Here is a 16,843-nt window from a genome sequence, read left to right on the forward strand (position 1 = left end):
TCTCCTGAACCCTGCCTGTTTTATGAGATGTTATAAACGCGATAACGCATTTTCTGCCTGCGGGCGCGCGACATAATGCCCCGGCCCGACTAACTGCAATGGAGCGGGCGCGATCTCCTCCCCACGTTTACGAATGTTGCTGGGGATATCGTCCGACAGCAGCACGCGCTGCGGCCTGTGCCGGGAAGGATCGGCCACCGGTACTGCCGCCATTAATTTACGGGTATAGGGATGCTGCGGATTTTCAAACACCGCCCGGCGGGGGCCGATTTCCACAATCTGCCCCAGATACATCACCGCCACGCGATGGCTGATGCGCTCCACTACCGCCATATCGTGTGAAATAAACAGATACGCGATGCCCATTTCCCGCTGCAAATCGAGCAACAGATTAATGATCTGCCCGCGAATCGAGACATCCAGCGCGGAGACTGACTCATCGGCGATAATCACTTTTGGATTCAGCGCCAGCGCGCGGGCGATACAGATACGCTGACGCTGGCCGCCAGAAAACTCATGCGGATAGCGCCACGCATGTTCCGGGCGCAATCCTACGCGCTCAAGCAACCACGCCACCCGCGACGCGGCCGCCTCGCCTTCCAGCAAACCATGCACCCGCAATGGTTCCATTATGGAGTAACCCACCGTCTGGCGCGGGTCGAGCGAAGCGTAAGGGTCCTGAAAAATAAACTGAATATCTCGCCGTAGCGGCTGTAACTTACCGGCAGGAAGCGTGTCGATCCGCCGCCCGTTGAAGGTAATTTCGCCAGCCTGCGACTCCACCAGCCGCAGCAGCGCCCGCCCGGTGGTCGATTTACCGCAGCCGGACTCCCCCACCAGCGAGAGCGTTTCGCCAGGCCAGAGATCAAAGCTGACGTTTTCCACCGCATGCACTTCACGGGTCACGCGGTTAAGAATGCCGCTGCGCAGCGGGAAACGCGTCACCAGGTTGCGCACTTGCAGGATTGGATCGCCTGCCACCACCGTGTCCTGCTCGGTTTGCGGTTCCACACGATCGGGATCGTTCAGTGAAATCAGCGGAAAGCGGCGCGGCAGATCGTGTCCGCTCATCTCGCCTAACTGCGGCACGGCGGCCAGCAGCGCTTTGGTATAAGGGTGCTGCGGCGCGTGGAAAATTTGCTCAACGCTGCCGGTTTCCACCGCTTCGCCCTGATACATCACCAGGACGCGATCGGCAATATCGGCCACCACGCCCATGTCATGGGTGATAAAAATCACCCCCATCGACATATCCTGTTGCAGCACTTTGATCAGTTGCAGGATCTGCGCCTGAATCGTGACGTCCAGCGCGGTGGTCGGTTCATCGGCAATCAGCACCGCCGGGCGGCACGACAACGCCATCGCGATCATCACCCGCTGGCGCATCCCGCCGGAAAGCTGATGCGGGTAACGCGATAAGATGGCCTGCGACTCAGGAATGCGCACCTGGTCAAGCATCCGTTTCGCTTCCGCCATTGCCTCTTCGCGGCTCGCCCCCTGATGCAGGCGAATGGACTCGGCAATCTGCTCGCCCACGGTAAATACCGGGTTAAGCGAGGTCATCGGCTCCTGAAAGATCATGGCGATATCCGCGCCGCGCACGCGCTGCATCTGCGCATCGCTTTGCTCTCCCAGTTCAATGACCTGGCGATTACGCCGCCGAAGCAGCATCTGATCGCAGTGAACGTCGCCGCCCGCCTGCTCGATCAGGCGCATCAACGATAACGCCGTAACGGATTTCCCCGATCCCGATTCACCGACAATCGCCAGCGTTTCGCCTCGCTGAAGCCGAAACGACACATTGCGCACCGCGCTGACGCGTTGCTGCTCCTGCTCGAACGCAATGTTCAAATTTTTGACCGCCAGTACGTCGCTGGCGTCTAATTCGTGACTGTGTGGCACCTGTTGCTCCTCACTCCCGGTAGATCCCCGTCGTTGGCGTATCTCCGGCATATCCCCAGGCGCGATACATGCCTTCGCTGTTAAAAGGTAGGGCGACGTTGCCTTCGTGATCGACGGCAATCAGCCCACCGCTGCCGCCCAGCGCAGGCAATTTCTCCATGACCACACGCTCGCAGGCTTCCGCCAGGCTGAGTCCGCCGTAATCCATCAGCGCGGCGATATCGTAGGCCGCCAATGCGCGGATAAACACCTCGCCCGTTCCGGTACAGGAAACCGCCGCGCTGGCGTTGTTGGCGTAACACCCAGCCCCGACCAGCGGGCTGTCGCCTACGCGACCAGGCAGTTTATTCGTCATGCCGCCCGTCGACGTGGCCGCCGCCAGATTACCAAACCGATCCCGCGCCACCGCGCCCACGGTGCCCATTTTGGTGGTTTCATCCAACGGCGCGCCGCTATGGTCGAGCACCGTTTCTCCGGCGTCACGCGCCGCCAGCAGTTGCGCATAGCGCTCAGGCGTGGAGAAAAGATCGGCAGAAACGCGCTCCATCCCCCGGGAAGCCGCAAACGCTTCCGCCCCGTCCCCCACCATCAGCACATGCGGGCTTTGCTCCATCACCAGCCTGGCGGCCAGCACCGGGTTGCGTAAATGGCGAACGCCAGCGACAGCGCCTGCGTTAAGCGTATTGCCGTCCATAACGCAGGCATCCAGCTCGTGGGTGGCGTCGCGCGTGTAAACCGCGCCGATCCCGGCATTAAATAATGGGCACTCTTCCAGCAAACGCACCGCTTCCGTCACCACATCCAGCGCGCTTTCGCCCGCCTCCAGCATTTTCTGTCCTGTTTCGACGATGTCCGACAGCGCCTGAATATAGCGCTGTTCCTGCTCCTGGCTCATCTGTGCGCGCGTAATTGCGCCTGCGCCGCCGTGAATAGCAATGACTGCTTTGCCCATTATTTGTCGTCCGTTAGCGGTGGCACACAACTTTCCCTATAAATATCAGAATTGTTGTGAGTTATTGATTCGATTTTTGAATATAGAAAGATGCAGGCGGCATGTAAAGGTAAAGGGCCAGCCCCTAAGTCTGAGGTGGCATACAGCCTGCCCGCATTTTCTGACATAATAGACGGATTCGATTTTGCCTCGCAGGAGTGTTTTCATGGAATTTACCGCCGGACTGATGCCGCTTGAAACGGCGCTCACCCAGATGTTGTCGCGCATTACGCCACTCACGGCATTCGAAACCCTGCCGCTGGTTCACTGTTTTGGCCGCATCCTGGCAAACGATGTGGTCTCCCCGCTGGACGTTCCGGGATTCGATAACGCCGCAATGGACGGTTACGCGGTGCGTTTGGCGGATCTGACCGCTGGTCAACCGCTGCCGGTGGCGGGGAAAGCCTTTGCCGGGCAACCGTTCCAGGGGGAATGGCCTGCTGGCGCCTGTATCCGCATTATGACCGGCGCGCCGGTGCCTGCGGGGTGTGAGGCGGTGGTCATGCAGGAACAGACGGAGCAAACCGACGAGGGCATCCGCTTTACCGCTGACGTTCGTAACGGACAAAACATCCGCCGCCGTGGGGAAGACATCACCCATGACGCCGTGGTTTTCCCGGCGGGGACTCGCCTGACCACCGCAGAACTGCCGGTACTGGCTTCGCTGGGCATCGCCGAAGCGCAGGTCGTGCGCAAAGTGCGCGTGGCGCTGTTCTCCACCGGCGATGAGCTGCAATTGCCGGGTCAGCCGCTGGGCGACGGGCAAATTTATGACACCAACCGCTTAACCGTACACTTGATGCTTGAACAGTTAGGCTGCGAGGTGATCAATCTCGGGATCATTCGCGATAACCCGCAGCAGCTACGCGCCGCCTTTATCGAAGCCGACAGCCAGGCCGATGTGGTTATCAGCTCTGGCGGCGTTTCAGTGGGCGAGGCGGATTACACCAAAACGATCCTCGAAGAGCTGGGGGAAATCGCGTTCTGGAAACTGGCGATTAAACCGGGCAAACCGTTCGCCTTCGGTAAACTGAGCAACAGCTGGTTCTGCGGTCTGCCGGGCAACCCGGTCTCTGCGGCGCTGACGTTCTATCAGCTCGTGCAGCCGTTGCTGGCGAAACTTAGCGGCAATATCGCCAGCGGTCTGCCAGCGCGTCAGCGCGTGCGTACCGCTTCACGGCTGAAGAAAACGCCGGGTCGTCTTGATTTTCAGCGCGGCATTCTGCAACGCACGGCCGACGGCGAACTGGAAGTCACCACCACGGGACACCAGGGTTCGCATATTTTCAGCTCCTTTAGCATGGGTAACTGTTTTATCGTGCTGGAACGCGATCGCGGCAACGTTGACGCGGGCGAATGGGTGGAAGTCGAGCCGTTTAACGCGCTGTTTGGAGGCCTGTAATGGCGGAACTCAGCGACCAGGAGATGATGCGCTACAACCGGCAAATCATTCTGCGAGGGTTCGATTTTGAAGGACAGGAAGCGCTAAAGGATGCACGGGTGCTGGTCGTTGGCCTGGGCGGACTCGGGTGTGCGGCAACGCAGTACCTCGCGGGCGCGGGCGTTGGGCAGCTCACGCTGCTCGATTTTGACACCGTTTCAGTGTCGAACCTGCAACGCCAGACGCTGCACAGCGATGCCACCGTCGGGCAGCCGAAGGTGGATTCGGCGCGCGAGGCGCTGGCGCGCATCAACCCTTATATCACCCTTACACCGATCAACGCCCTGCTGGACGAACCGGCGCTGAATGCGCTTATCGCCGGGCACGATCTGGTGCTGGACTGTACTGACAATGTTGCCATCCGTAATCAGCTTAATGCCGGATGTTTCGCCGCCAAAGTGCCGCTGGTTTCCGGCGCCGCCATCCGTATGGAAGGACAGATCACCGTCTTTACCTGGCAGGAAGGCGAACCCTGCTACCGCTGTCTGAGCCGTCTGTTTGGCGAGAACGCCCTCACCTGCGTGGAAGCGGGCGTCATGGCGCCGCTGATAGGGGTGATCGGTTCATTGCAGGCAATGGAAGCCATCAAATTGCTGGCGCATTACGGTCAACCCGCATCCGGCAAAATTGTGATGTACGACGCGATGACCTGTCAGTTCCGCGAAATGAAATTAATGCGCAATCCGGGTTGCGAGGTGTGCGGAGCACAGGTGCCGGCCTGATAAGACGCAAACGCGTCGCCATCAGGCATTTACGGGTGCCGGATGGCGGCTGACGCCTTATCCGGCCTACGATGGTTTGTAGGCCCGGCAAGCGCAGCGCCCCGGGCATATTGCCGGATGGCGGCTGACGCCTTATCCGGCCTACGCGTCGCTCAAAGCGACGTTCGTCCGAACGCGCCCTGCCAGTCGTGCTCAAACTTCGCTACTGCGGCATCGACAGCCGGGTAACTGATAAGCTGCTGCGCGACATCCAGCGGCAGGGTGATGGATTCACACCCGGCCAACAGGCAGTCCAGCGCCTGACGCGGCGTTTTAAAACTGGCCGCCAGCACTTTGGCGTGCGGGGCGTGCATTTTCAGTAGCTGCTGCAAATCATTAACCGTCTGAATACCGTTCCCGCCCTGTGCGTCCACGCGGTTAACGTAAGGCGCCACGTAGTCGGCACCCGCCAGCGCGGATAACAACCCCTGCGCCGCGCCGTAAACCGCCGTCCCCAGCGTCGGAATACCTTCCGCTTTCAACAATTTAATCGCTGCCAGTCCTTCGGCTGTAACCGGCACTTTTACCACGATATCAGGAATAATCGCCCGCAGTTTACGCGCATCGCTGACCATTCCTTGCGCCGTGCTCGCCATTACCTGAGCGAATAAACGCCCCTGCCCGCCCATCGCGTCGTGCAATTCCGGGAGTAACACCTCCAACGGTTTTTTACCTGCCGCCACGATACTGGGATTCGTCGTCACTCCTGCCAGCGGGAATATACGCGCCAGCGATTTCACGGCCTCAACGTCAGACGTATCCAGATAGAGTTCCATAACCATTCCTCAAACTGTGAGATTTTGTATAGTTTAAGACTATCACGACAAAACCTCTCTGAGAGTTGACCTGCGTCAACATAACTTTCATTCGAAAGTTATTTAATCTTTATACGAAAGAAAGAGAGGCCGTTTATGATTTTCAATATTCAGCGCTATTCTACCCATGATGGCCCCGGCATTCGCACCGTTGTCTTCCTGAAAGGCTGCTCGCTGGGCTGCCGCTGGTGCCAGAACCCGGAAAGCCGCGCACGCGCCAGAGATCTCTTATACGATGCGCGCCTGTGCCTTGACGGGTGCACGCTGTGCGCGCAAGCCGCGCCAGAGGTGATCGAACGCGCGCTGAACGGCCTGCTTATTCATCGCGAAAAACTGACCGATGCGCATATGGATACCCTCACCCACTGCTGCCCTACTCAGGCGTTAACCGTCTGCGGCGAAACAAAGCGCGTGGAAGAGATCATGGACACCGTACTGCGCGACAAACCGTTTTACGATCGCAGCGGCGGCGGTATAACGCTCTCCGGCGGCGAGCCCTTTATGCAGCCTGAACTGGCCGCCGCGTTGTTCAAAGCCAGCCATGATGCGGGTATCCATACCGCGGTCGAAACCTGTCTGCACGTACCGTGGAAATATATCGAACCTTCCCTGCCGAATGTCGATCTGTTCCTCGCCGATTTAAAACACGTTGCCGAGGCGCCGTTTAAGCAGTGGACCGATGGCAGCGCTTCTCGCGTACTGGAAAACCTGAAAAAGCTCGCTGCCGCCGGTAAAAAAATGATCATCCGCGTGCCGCTCATTCAGGGTTTTAACGCCGATGAAGAGGCGATCAAAGCCATTACCGATTTTGCCGCCGACGAACTGCACGTCGGTGAGATCCATTTTCTGCCCTATCACACGCTGGGCATCAATAAATACCACTTACTCAGTCAGCCCTACTATGCCCCGGACAAACCACTTGATGCGCCCGCGTTGCTTGATTTTGCGCAGCAGTACGCCAGCAGCAAAGGTTTAACCGCGACTTTACGAGGATAATCCCATGACCACACTGAAACTGGATACGCTCAGCGACCGCATCAAAGCGCATAAAACCGCGCTGGTGCACATTGTGAAGCCGCCCGTATGTACGGAGCGCGCGCAGCACTACACCGAGATGTATCAGCAACATCTGGATAAGCCGATTCCGGTTCGTCGCGCGCTGGCGCTGGCGCACCATTTGGCAGAACGCACTATCTGGATCAAACATGACGAACTGATTATCGGCAACCAGGCAAGCGAAGTGCGCGCCGCGCCGATCTTCCCGGAATACACCGTCTCGTGGATTGAAAAAGAGATCGACGATCTGGCCGATCGCCCTGGCGCCGGTTTTGCGGTCAGCGAAGAGAACAAACGCGTTTTACACGCCGTGTGTCCGTGGTGGCGTGGTCAGACGGTACAGGACCGCTGCTACGGCATGTTTACCGATGAGCAAAAAGGTCTGCTGGAAACCGGCATCATTAAAGCCGAGGGCAACATGACCTCCGGCGACGCGCATCTGGCGGTAAACTTCCCGCTGCTGCTGGAAAAAGGTCTTGATGGTCTGCGTGACAAGGTGGCAGAACGCCGCTCGCGCATTAACCTGACCGTACTGGAAGACCTGCACGGCGAGCAGTTCCTGAAAGCGATTGATATCGTACTGGAGGCGGTCAGCCTGCACATCAAACGTTTTGCCGACCTGGCGCGTCAGATGGCGGCGACAGAAAGCCGTGAAAGCCGCCGTGACGAACTGCTGGCGATGGCGGAGAACTGCGATCTCATCGCCCATCAGCCGCCGCAGACGTTCTGGCAGGCGCTGCAACTGTGCTATTTCATCCAGCTGATTTTGCAAATCGAGTCTAACGGCCACTCCGTTTCGTTTGGACGTATGGACCAGTATCTCTGGCCGTATTACCGTCGTGATGTGGAGCAAAACCAGACGCTGGATCGCGAACACGCGATTGAACTGCTGCACAGCTGCTGGCTGAAGCTGCTGGAAGTGAACAAGATCCGCTCCGGTTCTCACTCCAAAGCCTCAGCGGGCAGCCCGCTGTATCAGAACGTCACCATTGGCGGTCAGAGTCTGGTCAACGGTCAGCCGGTGGATGCGGTCAATCCGCTCTCTTACGCCATTCTGGAGTCCTGCGGCCGCCTGCGTTCCACCCAGCCGAACCTCAGCGTGCGCTATCACGCCGGAATGAGCAACGACTTCCTCGATGCCTGCGTGCAGGTTATTCGCTGCGGCTTTGGGATGCCCGCGTTCAATAACGACGAAATCGTTATCCCGGAATTTATTAAACTCGGTATCGACCCACAAGACGCTTACGACTACGCGGCCATCGGATGTATCGAAACCGCCGTGGGTGGCAAATGGGGCTACCGCTGCACCGGCATGAGCTTCATTAACTTTGCCCGCGTGATGCTGGCAGCGCTGGAAGGCGGTCGCGACGCCACCAGCGGTAAGGTCTTCCTGCCGCAGGAAAAGGCGCTCTCCGCCGGTAACTTCACCAGCTTCGATGAAGTGATGGACGCCTGGGATACGCAGATTCGCTACTACACGCGCAAATCGATCGAAATCGAGTACGTGGTTGACACCATGCTGGAAGAGAATGTCCATGACATTCTCTGCTCGGCGCTGGTGGATGATTGCATCGAACGCGCGAAGAGCATCAAGCAAGGCGGCGCGAAATATGACTGGGTTTCCGGGTTGCAGGTCGGTATCGCTAACCTCGGCAACAGCCTGGCGGCGGTGAAAAAGCTGGTCTTTGAACAGGGGGCTATCGGCCAACAGCAGCTTGCCGCCGCACTGGCCGATGACTTTGAAGGCCTCACTCATGAACAGTTACGCCAGCGACTGATCAACGGCGCGCCAAAATACGGTAACGACGATGACACCGTCGATACCCTGCTGGCCCGCGCTTATCAGACCTATATCGACGAGCTGAAGCAGTATCACAACCCGCGTTACGGTCGCGGCCCGACGGGCGGCAACTATTACGCCGGAACCTCGTCCATCTCTGCAAACGTACCGTTTGGCGCGGCAACGATGGCGACGCCGGATGGCCGTAAAGCGCATACCCCGCTGGCGGAAGGGGCAAGCCCGGCTTCCGGTACTGACCATCTCGGTCCAACGGCGGTTATTGGCTCCGTCGGCAAACTGCCTACCGGCTCAATTCTCGGCGGCGTGTTGCTCAACCAGAAGCTGAACCCGGCGACGCTGGAGAACGAATCCGACAAGCAGAAGCTGATGATACTGCTGCGCACTTTCTTCGAAGTGCATAAAGGCTGGCATATTCAGTACAACATCGTGTCGCGCGAAACGCTGCTGGACGCGAAGAAGCACCCGGATCAGTATCGCGATCTGGTGGTCAGGGTGGCCGGTTATTCCGCCTTCTTTACCGCGCTGTCGCCGGATGCGCAGGACGATATCATCGCCCGTACTGAACATATGTTGTAAAAATATGCCCGGTGGCGCTTCGATTACCAGGCCTACATATTCCCCCGTAGGCCGGATAAGGCGAAGCCGCCACCCGGCTTTCTGACTTTCATTCGAAATTAAATTTGTGCTCCCCGTCACCTTGTTATTAGAATGTTTCAAAACGCAGTGACCCAGGAGCAATGTATGACCGTTAAAGTTATCGTCACTGATATGGACGGAACTTTTCTCGACGACGCCAAAAAGTACGATCACGCACGATTTATGGCGCAGTATCAGGAACTAAAAAAACGCGGCATCGAATTTGTCGTCGCCAGCGGCAATCAGTATTACCAACTCATTTCCTTTTTCCCCGAGCTGAAAGACGAAATTTCCTTCGTCGCGGAAAATGGCGCGCTGGTTTATGAGCATGGCAAGCAGCTGTTTCATGGCGAACTGACCCGGCATGAATCCCGTATTGTGATTGGCGAGCTGTTAAAAGATAAGCAGCTTAATTTTGTCGCCTGTGGCCTGAAAAGCGCTTATGTCAGCGAACATGCGCCGGAATCTTTTGTGGCGCTGATGTCGAAGCACTACCACCGCCTGCAACCCGTGAAAGATTACCAGGACATTGACGATGTTCTGTTTAAGTTTTCACTGAACCTGCCAGACCAGCAGATCCCCTTCGTGGTTGATGCGCTGCATGCGTCGCTGGACGGCATTATGAAACCCGTGACCAGCGGCTTCGGCTTCATCGACTTAATCATACCGGGATTACACAAAGCGAACGGCATCAGCCGTCTGTTGAAACGCTGGGATCTTTCGCCGCAAAACGTGGTGGCGATTGGCGACAGCGACAACGATGCGGAAATGCTGAAAATGGCGCGGTATGCTTTCGCGATGGCGAACGCCGCAGACAACATCAAAGCCCTCAGCCGTTATCATACCGATGATAACAACCATCAGGGAGCGTTAAACGTGATTCAGGCCGTACTGGATAACGCCCCGCCTTTTAACATCTGATTCCAGATACCGGAGCGCTGCTCCGGTTTCCTCCTGCTTTTCCATTCTGCGTACCGCATCAAGTTTTTAAACTTGCATTAACTTATTTATAACTTATATTGTCATTTGTAATTAATTTAAGTTTCGAATGAAAGTCAATGCGAGGTGGTTATGGCTTTAACCTTCACAAGCGATACATTACCGGCCGATCATAAAGCGGCGATCCGGCAGATGAAGCAGGCGTTGCGGGCGCAGCTCGGTGATGTGCAGGGCGTTTTTGACAGGCTCAGCGAGGTGATTGCCACACGCGTGGCGGAAATCAATACGCTCAAAGCGCAGGGCGATGCCGTCTGGCCTGCGATGTCTTACGCGGATATCCAGTCCGGCGCCATCACGGCAGCGCAGCGTGAACAGATCAAGCGGCGTGGATGCGCGGTCATTAAGGACCATTTCCCACGGGAACAGGCGCTGGCATGGGATCAATCCATGCTGGATTATCTGGATCGCAACCATTTTGATGAGGTGTACAAAGGTCCCGGCGATAACTTCTTCGGCACGTTAACCGCCTCCCGCCCTGAAATTTATCCGATTTACTGGTCGCAGGCGCAGATGCAGGCTCGTCAGAGCGAAGAGATGGCGAACGTTCAGTCTTTCCTTAATCGGCTGTGGACATTTGAAAGCGACGGCAGACAGTGGTTCAACCCGGATATCAGTGTGATCTACCCGGATCGCATCCGCCGCCGCCCACCCGGCACCACCTCAAAAGGTCTGGGGGCGCATACCGATTCCGGCGCGCTGGAACGCTGGCTGCTGCCCGCCTATCAACGGGTTTTCGCCAGTATCTTTAACGGCGAGCTGGAAAAGTACGATCCCTGGCATGCCGCCTACCGTACCGAAGTCGAAGAGTATACGGTCGATAACACCACCAAATGCTCGGTTTTCCGCACCTTCCAGGGGTGGACGGCGCTGTCAGATATGCTGCCGGGCCAGGGCTTGCTGCATGTGGTGCCGATTCCAGAAGCGATGGCGTATATCCTGTTACGCCCCCTGCTGGATGACGTTCCTGAAGATGAACTGTGCGGCGTTGCGCCAGGCCGGGTGTTGCCGGTTTCGCAACAATGGCATCCGCTGCTGATTGAAGCATTGACCAGTATTCCGCAACTGGAGGCCGGGGACTCCGTCTGGTGGCATTGCGATGTGATCCACTCCGTCGCGCCGGTGGAAAATCAGCAAGGCTGGGGAAACGTGATGTACATCCCCGCCGCGCCGATGTGCGAGAAAAACCTGGCTTACGCGCACAAGGTCAAAGCCGCGCTGGAAACGGGCGCATCGCCTGGCGATTTCCCGCGTGAAGATTACGAAACAAACTGGGAAGGCCGTTTTACGCTGAGCGATCTGAACGTTCACGGAAAACGCGCGCTGGGCATGAGTTAAGCGTCATACAGCCCTTCCCGCTCTACGGCGGTGCGTCGTTTCCCTGGACGTATCCGCCGCACCGACTCCCGCACCGTCAACGTGCCGTTCAGCAACAGCGTACCGATTGGCGCATTCGGACGAACCAGACGTTGTTGCAGCATATGTACCGCCTCCGTCCCCAGCTCATCGCGCGGCACATGCACTGCCGTTAACGGCACATCCTGAATTTCCGCCAGATTAAAGCCGTCAATACTCATCACTGACACATCCTGCGGCACGCGAAGGCCGCGCTTTTGCAACGCGCTGATGACGCCCGCCGCCATAAAATCACCGCCGACCAAAAACGCCGTCGGCAACGCCTTATCCGGCGTATTCGCCAGCCATTCGCTGACCCGCTGCTCCGCCTCTTTCGCACTGAAACTCGGCGATACCAGTAAATCCCGCTTATCGTTAAATTTCAGATTATGGGTTTGCCAGGCGTCGCGAATGCCGGCCAGACGCAGCTCCATCGTGTAGCGACGCAGACAGAGCACCGTCATCACGTCGCGATGCCCCATTGAAAAAAGATAATCAGCGGCAAGTTCGCCAATGGCTCGGTGATCGGGCGAAACGGCTGGCAAACGCATTCGCTGGTCGCGGCAATTAATCAGTACGCAGGGTTTCCCCACGTCCACCGCCAAATCGTGAATATGCGGATCGTCAATCCCTAACAAAATCGCCGCCTGTGTTTCCGCTTCGTTCATCCGCGCGAGGAAAAGCTGCGCGTCACTGTCCAGCTCCTCAAGCGCGCAATAACGCAGCCGTACTTCATACGCCGTCAGTCCTTTACTCACGTTCTGAATCACGCGGTAGTAAAAGATGTCGGACCGCTCATCAAACGCCCGCTGCGGCGCAAAGACCACCAGACTATTCAGCAACAGCCTGCCTGCCGCCATCCCGTCCATGACGCCCAGCTCCCGCGCGCACTCCAGCACTTTGTTGCGCGCTTTTTCACTGGTATTTGCCTTCCCCGCCAGCACGCGGGAAACGGTGCTGACGGAAAGCTGCGTCCGCGCGGCAATTTCGCTGATTTTGAGCCTTTTATCCATTTTGTGATCTTGCTCCATTTGCTAAATGAAAAAATTTTCATAACGCACAAACAGGGAAATAACTGGCTTAACGCCCATCTTGCCAGAGCGATACCGTTAGTAATGAGAAAACTTGCACAAAATCCGCTATTGCCCGCCCATTTTCTCACTTAACCTGAACTTGTCACACAACTTACATACTAGTTGTATAGCAACTAAGAATAAATAAAAAGATAACTTTCAATGAGATAACAATATTTGTGTGACACCCAAACGTTTATTTCCCCTACCGTCCGTCTTGTGGAGAAAAGAAATGAGTCAGGACATCAATAACACTGTCGCCGCGAGTAAAACCCGCCGCGTCATCAAAAATTTGCGCTGGTATGTGCTGGTGCTGTTCTTACTGGGTGTGACCGTTAACTACATCACGCGTAACTCGCTGGGTATCCTGGCGCCGGAGCTAAAAGAGAGTCTGGGGATCACCACCGAGCAATACTCCTGGATTGTCGGCGCGTTCCAGATTGCCTACACCATTTTCCAGCCCCTGTGCGGCTGGCTGATCGATGTGATTGGCCTGAAGATTGGCTTTATGGTCTGCGCCGGGATCTGGGCGCTGATGTGTATCTTCCACGCGGGCGCCGGAAGCTGGCTGCATCTGGCAATTTTGCGCTTCTTTATGGGCGCATCTGAAGCGGCCGCTACGCCAGCCAACGCCAAAACCATCGGCGAATGGTTCCCGAAATCAGAGCGTCCGGTCGCTGCGGGCTGGGCAGGCGTCGGCTTCTCAATTGGCGCCATGCTGGCGCCGCCAATCATCTACTTCGCGCACGCCTCATTCGGCTGGCAGGGCGCATTTATGTTTACCGGCGTGCTGGCGCTGCTGTGGGTGATCCTGTGGTGGGCGTTCTACCATAACCCGGAACAGCACCCGAACCTGAGTGAAGAGGAGCTGGAGTATATCAAGCAGGATAACGAGCCTCCGGCCGTGAAACTGCCCTTCCTGACCGCGCTGAAAACCGTGTCGAAAAATAAACGTTTCTACGGTATCGCGATCCCGGCCTTTATGGCAGAACCGGCCTGGGCGGTGCTGAGCTTCTGGGTGCCGCTGTATCTGGCGAAGGAACACGGTATGGATCTGAAGCAGATCGCCATGTTCGCCTGGCTGCCGTTCCTCGCCGCCGATCTCGGCAGCGTGGCGAGCGGCTACCTCACCCGCCTGTATACCCGTCTGTTTGGCTGCTCTCGCGTTAACTCCGTGGTGGCAAGCTCCGTGACCGGCGCGTTTCTGATGATTTCTCTCGGCATCGTGGCCATTACCCGCGATCCGTATATCACCATCGTGCTGATCTCCATCGGAGGCTTCGGTCATCAGATCATCTCCTGCATGCTGAGCGCACTGGTCGTGGAGTCGTTTGATAAAGGCCAGATGGCGACCGTCAACGGAATGCGCGGCTCTGCGGCGTGGATCGCCAGCTTCCTCTTCTCTCTGTTAATTGGCGTTACCGCCGACAAAATCGGCTTTAACCCGCTCTTTATCGCCATGGGGTTCTTTGACCTGATTGGCGCTGTTTTCCTGGTGGCATTTATTGCTGAACGTCGCGCCAAGCGCGCCTGATAGTGGATGTATTGCGTATGAAAACCCTGAAAAACTGGATTGTAGAGAAACAGTCGGCCCATCATCTGGAACTGCTGGTCGATGGTCAACACCATCTGTGCCTGTACGTACTGGAAGAAAATCTGTTTCGCGTGCTGATCAAACGTAAAGGCGAACTGGCATTAGACAGAACCTGGAGTATCGCCCCGGCGCAGGATGTGCCGTGGGAAGGCCGCAGCCGCGAAGATGTAAGCGGCTTTAGCTGCCCGGCCTGGCAACTGACGCAGCAGGATGGCGCGCTGATTGTCGCTACTGAGCAACTGCGCGTGACCGTCCACCAGCCGCTGTGGCTGGAGTGGCACTATCGCGATGAAACGGGCGACTGGCAGCCGCTGGTCAACGACCGCCCCACCAGCGCCTATCTGCTGAACGCTCACGGCGACGGCGTAGCGCACTATTTAAGCCGCCGTAAAGATGAACGTTTTTACGGTCTGGGCGAGAAAGCGGGCGACCTGCAACGCAACGGCCAACGCTATGAGATGCGCAACCTTGACGCAATGGGCTATAACGCGGTCAGCACCGATCCGCTGTACAAACATATTCCATTCACCATCGCCCGCCGCGATGACGTCAGCTACGGTCTGTTTTACGACAACCTGAGCAGCTGCTGGCTGGATCTGGGCAATGAAATCGACAACTATCACACTGCCTATCGCCGCTGGCAGGCGGAAGCGGGCGATATCGATTACTACATCTTTACCGGCAAGCGCGTGCTGGATGTCACCAAAGCCTTTGTGCGCCTGACGGGGAAAACCCTGTTCGGGCCGAAGTGGAGCCTGGGTTACAGCGGCTCGACCATGCATTACACCGATGCGCCGGACGCGCAAAACCAGCTGATGAACTTTATCCGTCTGTGCAATGAACACGCGATTCCGTGCGATTCGTTCCAGCTTTCATCTGGCTACACCTCCATTAACGGCAAACGCTATGTCTTTAACTGGAACTACGACAAGGTGCCGCAGCCGAAAGTGATGACCCAGGCATTCCACGATGCGGGGTTGAAGCTGGCGGCCAACATTAAACCGTGTCTGTTGCAGGATCACCCGCGCTACAACGAAGTCGCGGAAAGAGGGTTATTTATCCGTGATTCGGAGACCGACGCGCCGGAACGTTCAAGTTTCTGGGATGACGAAGGTTCTAACCTTGATTTCACCAATCCGCAAACCGTCGCCTGGTGGCAGGAAGGCGTCACCACGCAGTTGCTGGAGATGGGGATCGACTCCACCTGGAACGACAACAACGAGTTCGAAGTGTGGGATGGCGAAGCCCGCTGCCACGGCTTTGGCCACGAAATCGCCATCAAACATATTCGCCCGGTCATGCCGCTGTTGATGATGCGCGCCTCGCTGGAAGCGCAGCAGCGCTTTGCGCCGGAAAAACGCCCGTACCTGATCTCCCGTTCCGGCTGCGCCGGGATGCAGCGTTACGTGCAAACCTGGAGCGGCGATAACCGCACCAGCTGGGATACCCTGCGCTACAACACCCGCATGGGGCTGGGGATGAGTCTGTCCGGGCTGTATAACGTGGGTCACGACGTCGGCGGTTTCTCTGGCGATAAACCGGATGCGGAGCTGTTCGTGCGTTGGGTACAGAACGGCGTGATGCACCCTCGCTTTACCATCCACTCATGGAATGACGATCATACGGTGAATGAGCCGTGGATGTACCCGGGCGTAACGCCGGCGATTCGTAGCGCGATTGAGCTACGTTACCGTCTGCTGCCCTACTTCTACACGCTGCTGTGGCAGGCGCACGCCGACGACGAGCCGATGCTGCGCCCCACTTTCCTCGACCACGAGCACGACGCGCAAACCTTCGCAGAGTGCGACGACTTCCTGCTTGGCCGCGATATTCTGGTGGCAAGCGTGGTGGAACCCGGTCAACGTGAACGCCGCGTCTGGCTGCCGGATAACGAAACCGGCTGGTACGATTTCGATAGCCACGAATGGTTCTCTGGCGGCCAGTGGATCACGCTGAACGCGCCGCTGGAAAAACTGCCGCTGCTGGTACGCGCCGGTGCAGGCCTGCCGCTGAGCGAACGGATCACCCATGTCAGCGCTGAATGCGACGATACCCGCGAGCTGAAACTGTTCCCGGTTAAAGGCGTGGGGACAACGTCCGGTCTGCTGTTTGAAGACGATGGCGAAAGCTGGGGTTATCAGACGGGCAATGCCTTGTGGGTGGAATGGGAGATGGTGTGCGATGGGGCGACCGTCAACCTGAGGATCAACGCGCGTGGCGACTATCGTCCGGCATGGAACACGTTGAAGGTATCGTTACCGGTAGTAGGGGAAAAACGTACGCTGCGGGTGAATGGCGTTGAAGGGAGTGAGTGGGTGCTCTGAAAATTGCCGGGTGGCGGCTTCGCCTTACCCGGCCTACAAACTGTAGCGTAGGCCAGGT

General features: G+C 57.3%; 12 protein-coding genes. 8 read left to right on the forward strand and 4 right to left on the reverse strand.

Going from position 1 to position 16,843, the window contains the following annotated elements; all coding sequences use genetic code 11:
- Positions 1–30: 30 nt before the first annotated feature.
- The gene (gene gsiA, locus OGX93_RS05325) at positions 31–1,902 is read right to left on the reverse strand and encodes a glutathione ABC transporter ATP-binding protein GsiA (RefSeq protein ID WP_024130503.1); all 1,872 of its coding nucleotides are present in this window, start codon (positions 1,900–1,902) and stop codon (positions 31–33) included.
- Between the two features lie 10 nt (positions 1,903–1,912).
- On the reverse strand, positions 1,913–2,854 hold the full coding sequence (gene iaaA / locus OGX93_RS05330; RefSeq protein ID WP_012133130.1) for a beta-aspartyl-peptidase: 942 nt from the start codon (positions 2,852–2,854) through the stop codon (positions 1,913–1,915).
- Between the two features lie 205 nt (positions 2,855–3,059).
- Here iaaA and moeA point away from each other — a divergent pair, with 205 nt between their 5' ends.
- The gene (gene moeA, locus OGX93_RS05335; protein WP_012133131.1) at positions 3,060–4,295 is read left to right on the forward strand and encodes a molybdopterin molybdotransferase MoeA; all 1,236 of its coding nucleotides are present in this window, start codon (positions 3,060–3,062) and stop codon (positions 4,293–4,295) included.
- Entirely contained in the window at positions 4,295–5,056 is a 762-nt protein-coding gene (gene moeB, locus OGX93_RS05340; RefSeq protein WP_049009968.1) for a molybdopterin-synthase adenylyltransferase MoeB, read from the forward strand. Before moeA ends, moeB begins: the two co-directional genes overlap by 1 nt.
- 152 nt (positions 5,057–5,208) lie before the next feature.
- Here the strand turns inward: moeB and fsa are convergent, their stop codons facing one another.
- Positions 5,209–5,871: a fructose-6-phosphate aldolase gene (gene fsa, locus OGX93_RS05345; protein ID WP_024130504.1), complete on the reverse strand. Its 663-nt coding sequence runs from the start codon at positions 5,869–5,871 to the stop codon at positions 5,209–5,211.
- A gap of 135 nt (positions 5,872–6,006) precedes the next feature.
- Here fsa and OGX93_RS05350 point away from each other — a divergent pair, with 135 nt between their 5' ends.
- From OGX93_RS05350 to OGX93_RS05365, 4 genes are all read left to right on the forward strand, one after another.
- Positions 6,007–6,906 carry a glycyl-radical enzyme activating protein gene (locus OGX93_RS05350; protein ID WP_060815912.1) on the forward strand — a complete coding sequence of 300 codons (900 nt, stop codon included), beginning with the start codon at positions 6,007–6,009 and terminating at the stop codon, positions 6,904–6,906.
- Between the two features lie 4 nt (positions 6,907–6,910).
- Positions 6,911–9,343 carry a glycyl radical protein gene (locus tag OGX93_RS05355; protein ID WP_110494503.1) on the forward strand — a complete coding sequence of 811 codons (2,433 nt, stop codon included), beginning with the start codon at positions 6,911–6,913 and terminating at the stop codon, positions 9,341–9,343.
- A gap of 165 nt (positions 9,344–9,508) precedes the next feature.
- Complete coding sequence (locus OGX93_RS05360) at positions 9,509–10,324, forward strand: Cof-type HAD-IIB family hydrolase (RefSeq protein WP_286487799.1); 816 nt, start codon at positions 9,509–9,511, stop codon at positions 10,322–10,324.
- A 150-nt stretch (positions 10,325–10,474) separates the two neighbouring features.
- Positions 10,475–11,737 (forward strand): DUF1479 domain-containing protein, encoded by a 1,263-nt coding sequence (locus OGX93_RS05365; RefSeq protein WP_286449754.1) that lies wholly within the window; start codon positions 10,475–10,477, stop codon positions 11,735–11,737.
- Here the strand turns inward: OGX93_RS05365 and OGX93_RS05370 are convergent.
- Positions 11,734–12,807 (reverse strand): LacI family DNA-binding transcriptional regulator, encoded by a 1,074-nt coding sequence (locus tag OGX93_RS05370; protein WP_024130506.1) that lies wholly within the window; start codon positions 12,805–12,807, stop codon positions 11,734–11,736. The genes OGX93_RS05365 and OGX93_RS05370 overlap by 4 nt on opposite strands.
- Positions 12,808–13,099: 292 nt before the next feature.
- Here OGX93_RS05370 and OGX93_RS05375 point away from each other — a divergent pair, with 292 nt between their 5' ends.
- Both OGX93_RS05375 and OGX93_RS05380 read left to right on the forward strand, forming a co-directional pair.
- Positions 13,100–14,401, forward strand: coding sequence for an MFS transporter (locus tag OGX93_RS05375; RefSeq protein ID WP_012133145.1), 1,302 nt, complete (start codon positions 13,100–13,102; stop codon positions 14,399–14,401).
- A gap of 17 nt (positions 14,402–14,418) precedes the next feature.
- The gene (locus OGX93_RS05380) at positions 14,419–16,785 is read left to right on the forward strand and encodes a glycoside hydrolase family 31 protein (protein WP_286449753.1); all 2,367 of its coding nucleotides are present in this window, start codon (positions 14,419–14,421) and stop codon (positions 16,783–16,785) included.
- Positions 16,786–16,843: the final 58 nt, after the last annotated feature.

This window comes from Citrobacter sp. CK195 (assembly GCF_030333365.1).
In the GTDB taxonomy this organism is placed as follows: Bacteria; Pseudomonadota; Gammaproteobacteria; order Enterobacterales; family Enterobacteriaceae; genus Citrobacter_B; species Citrobacter_B koseri.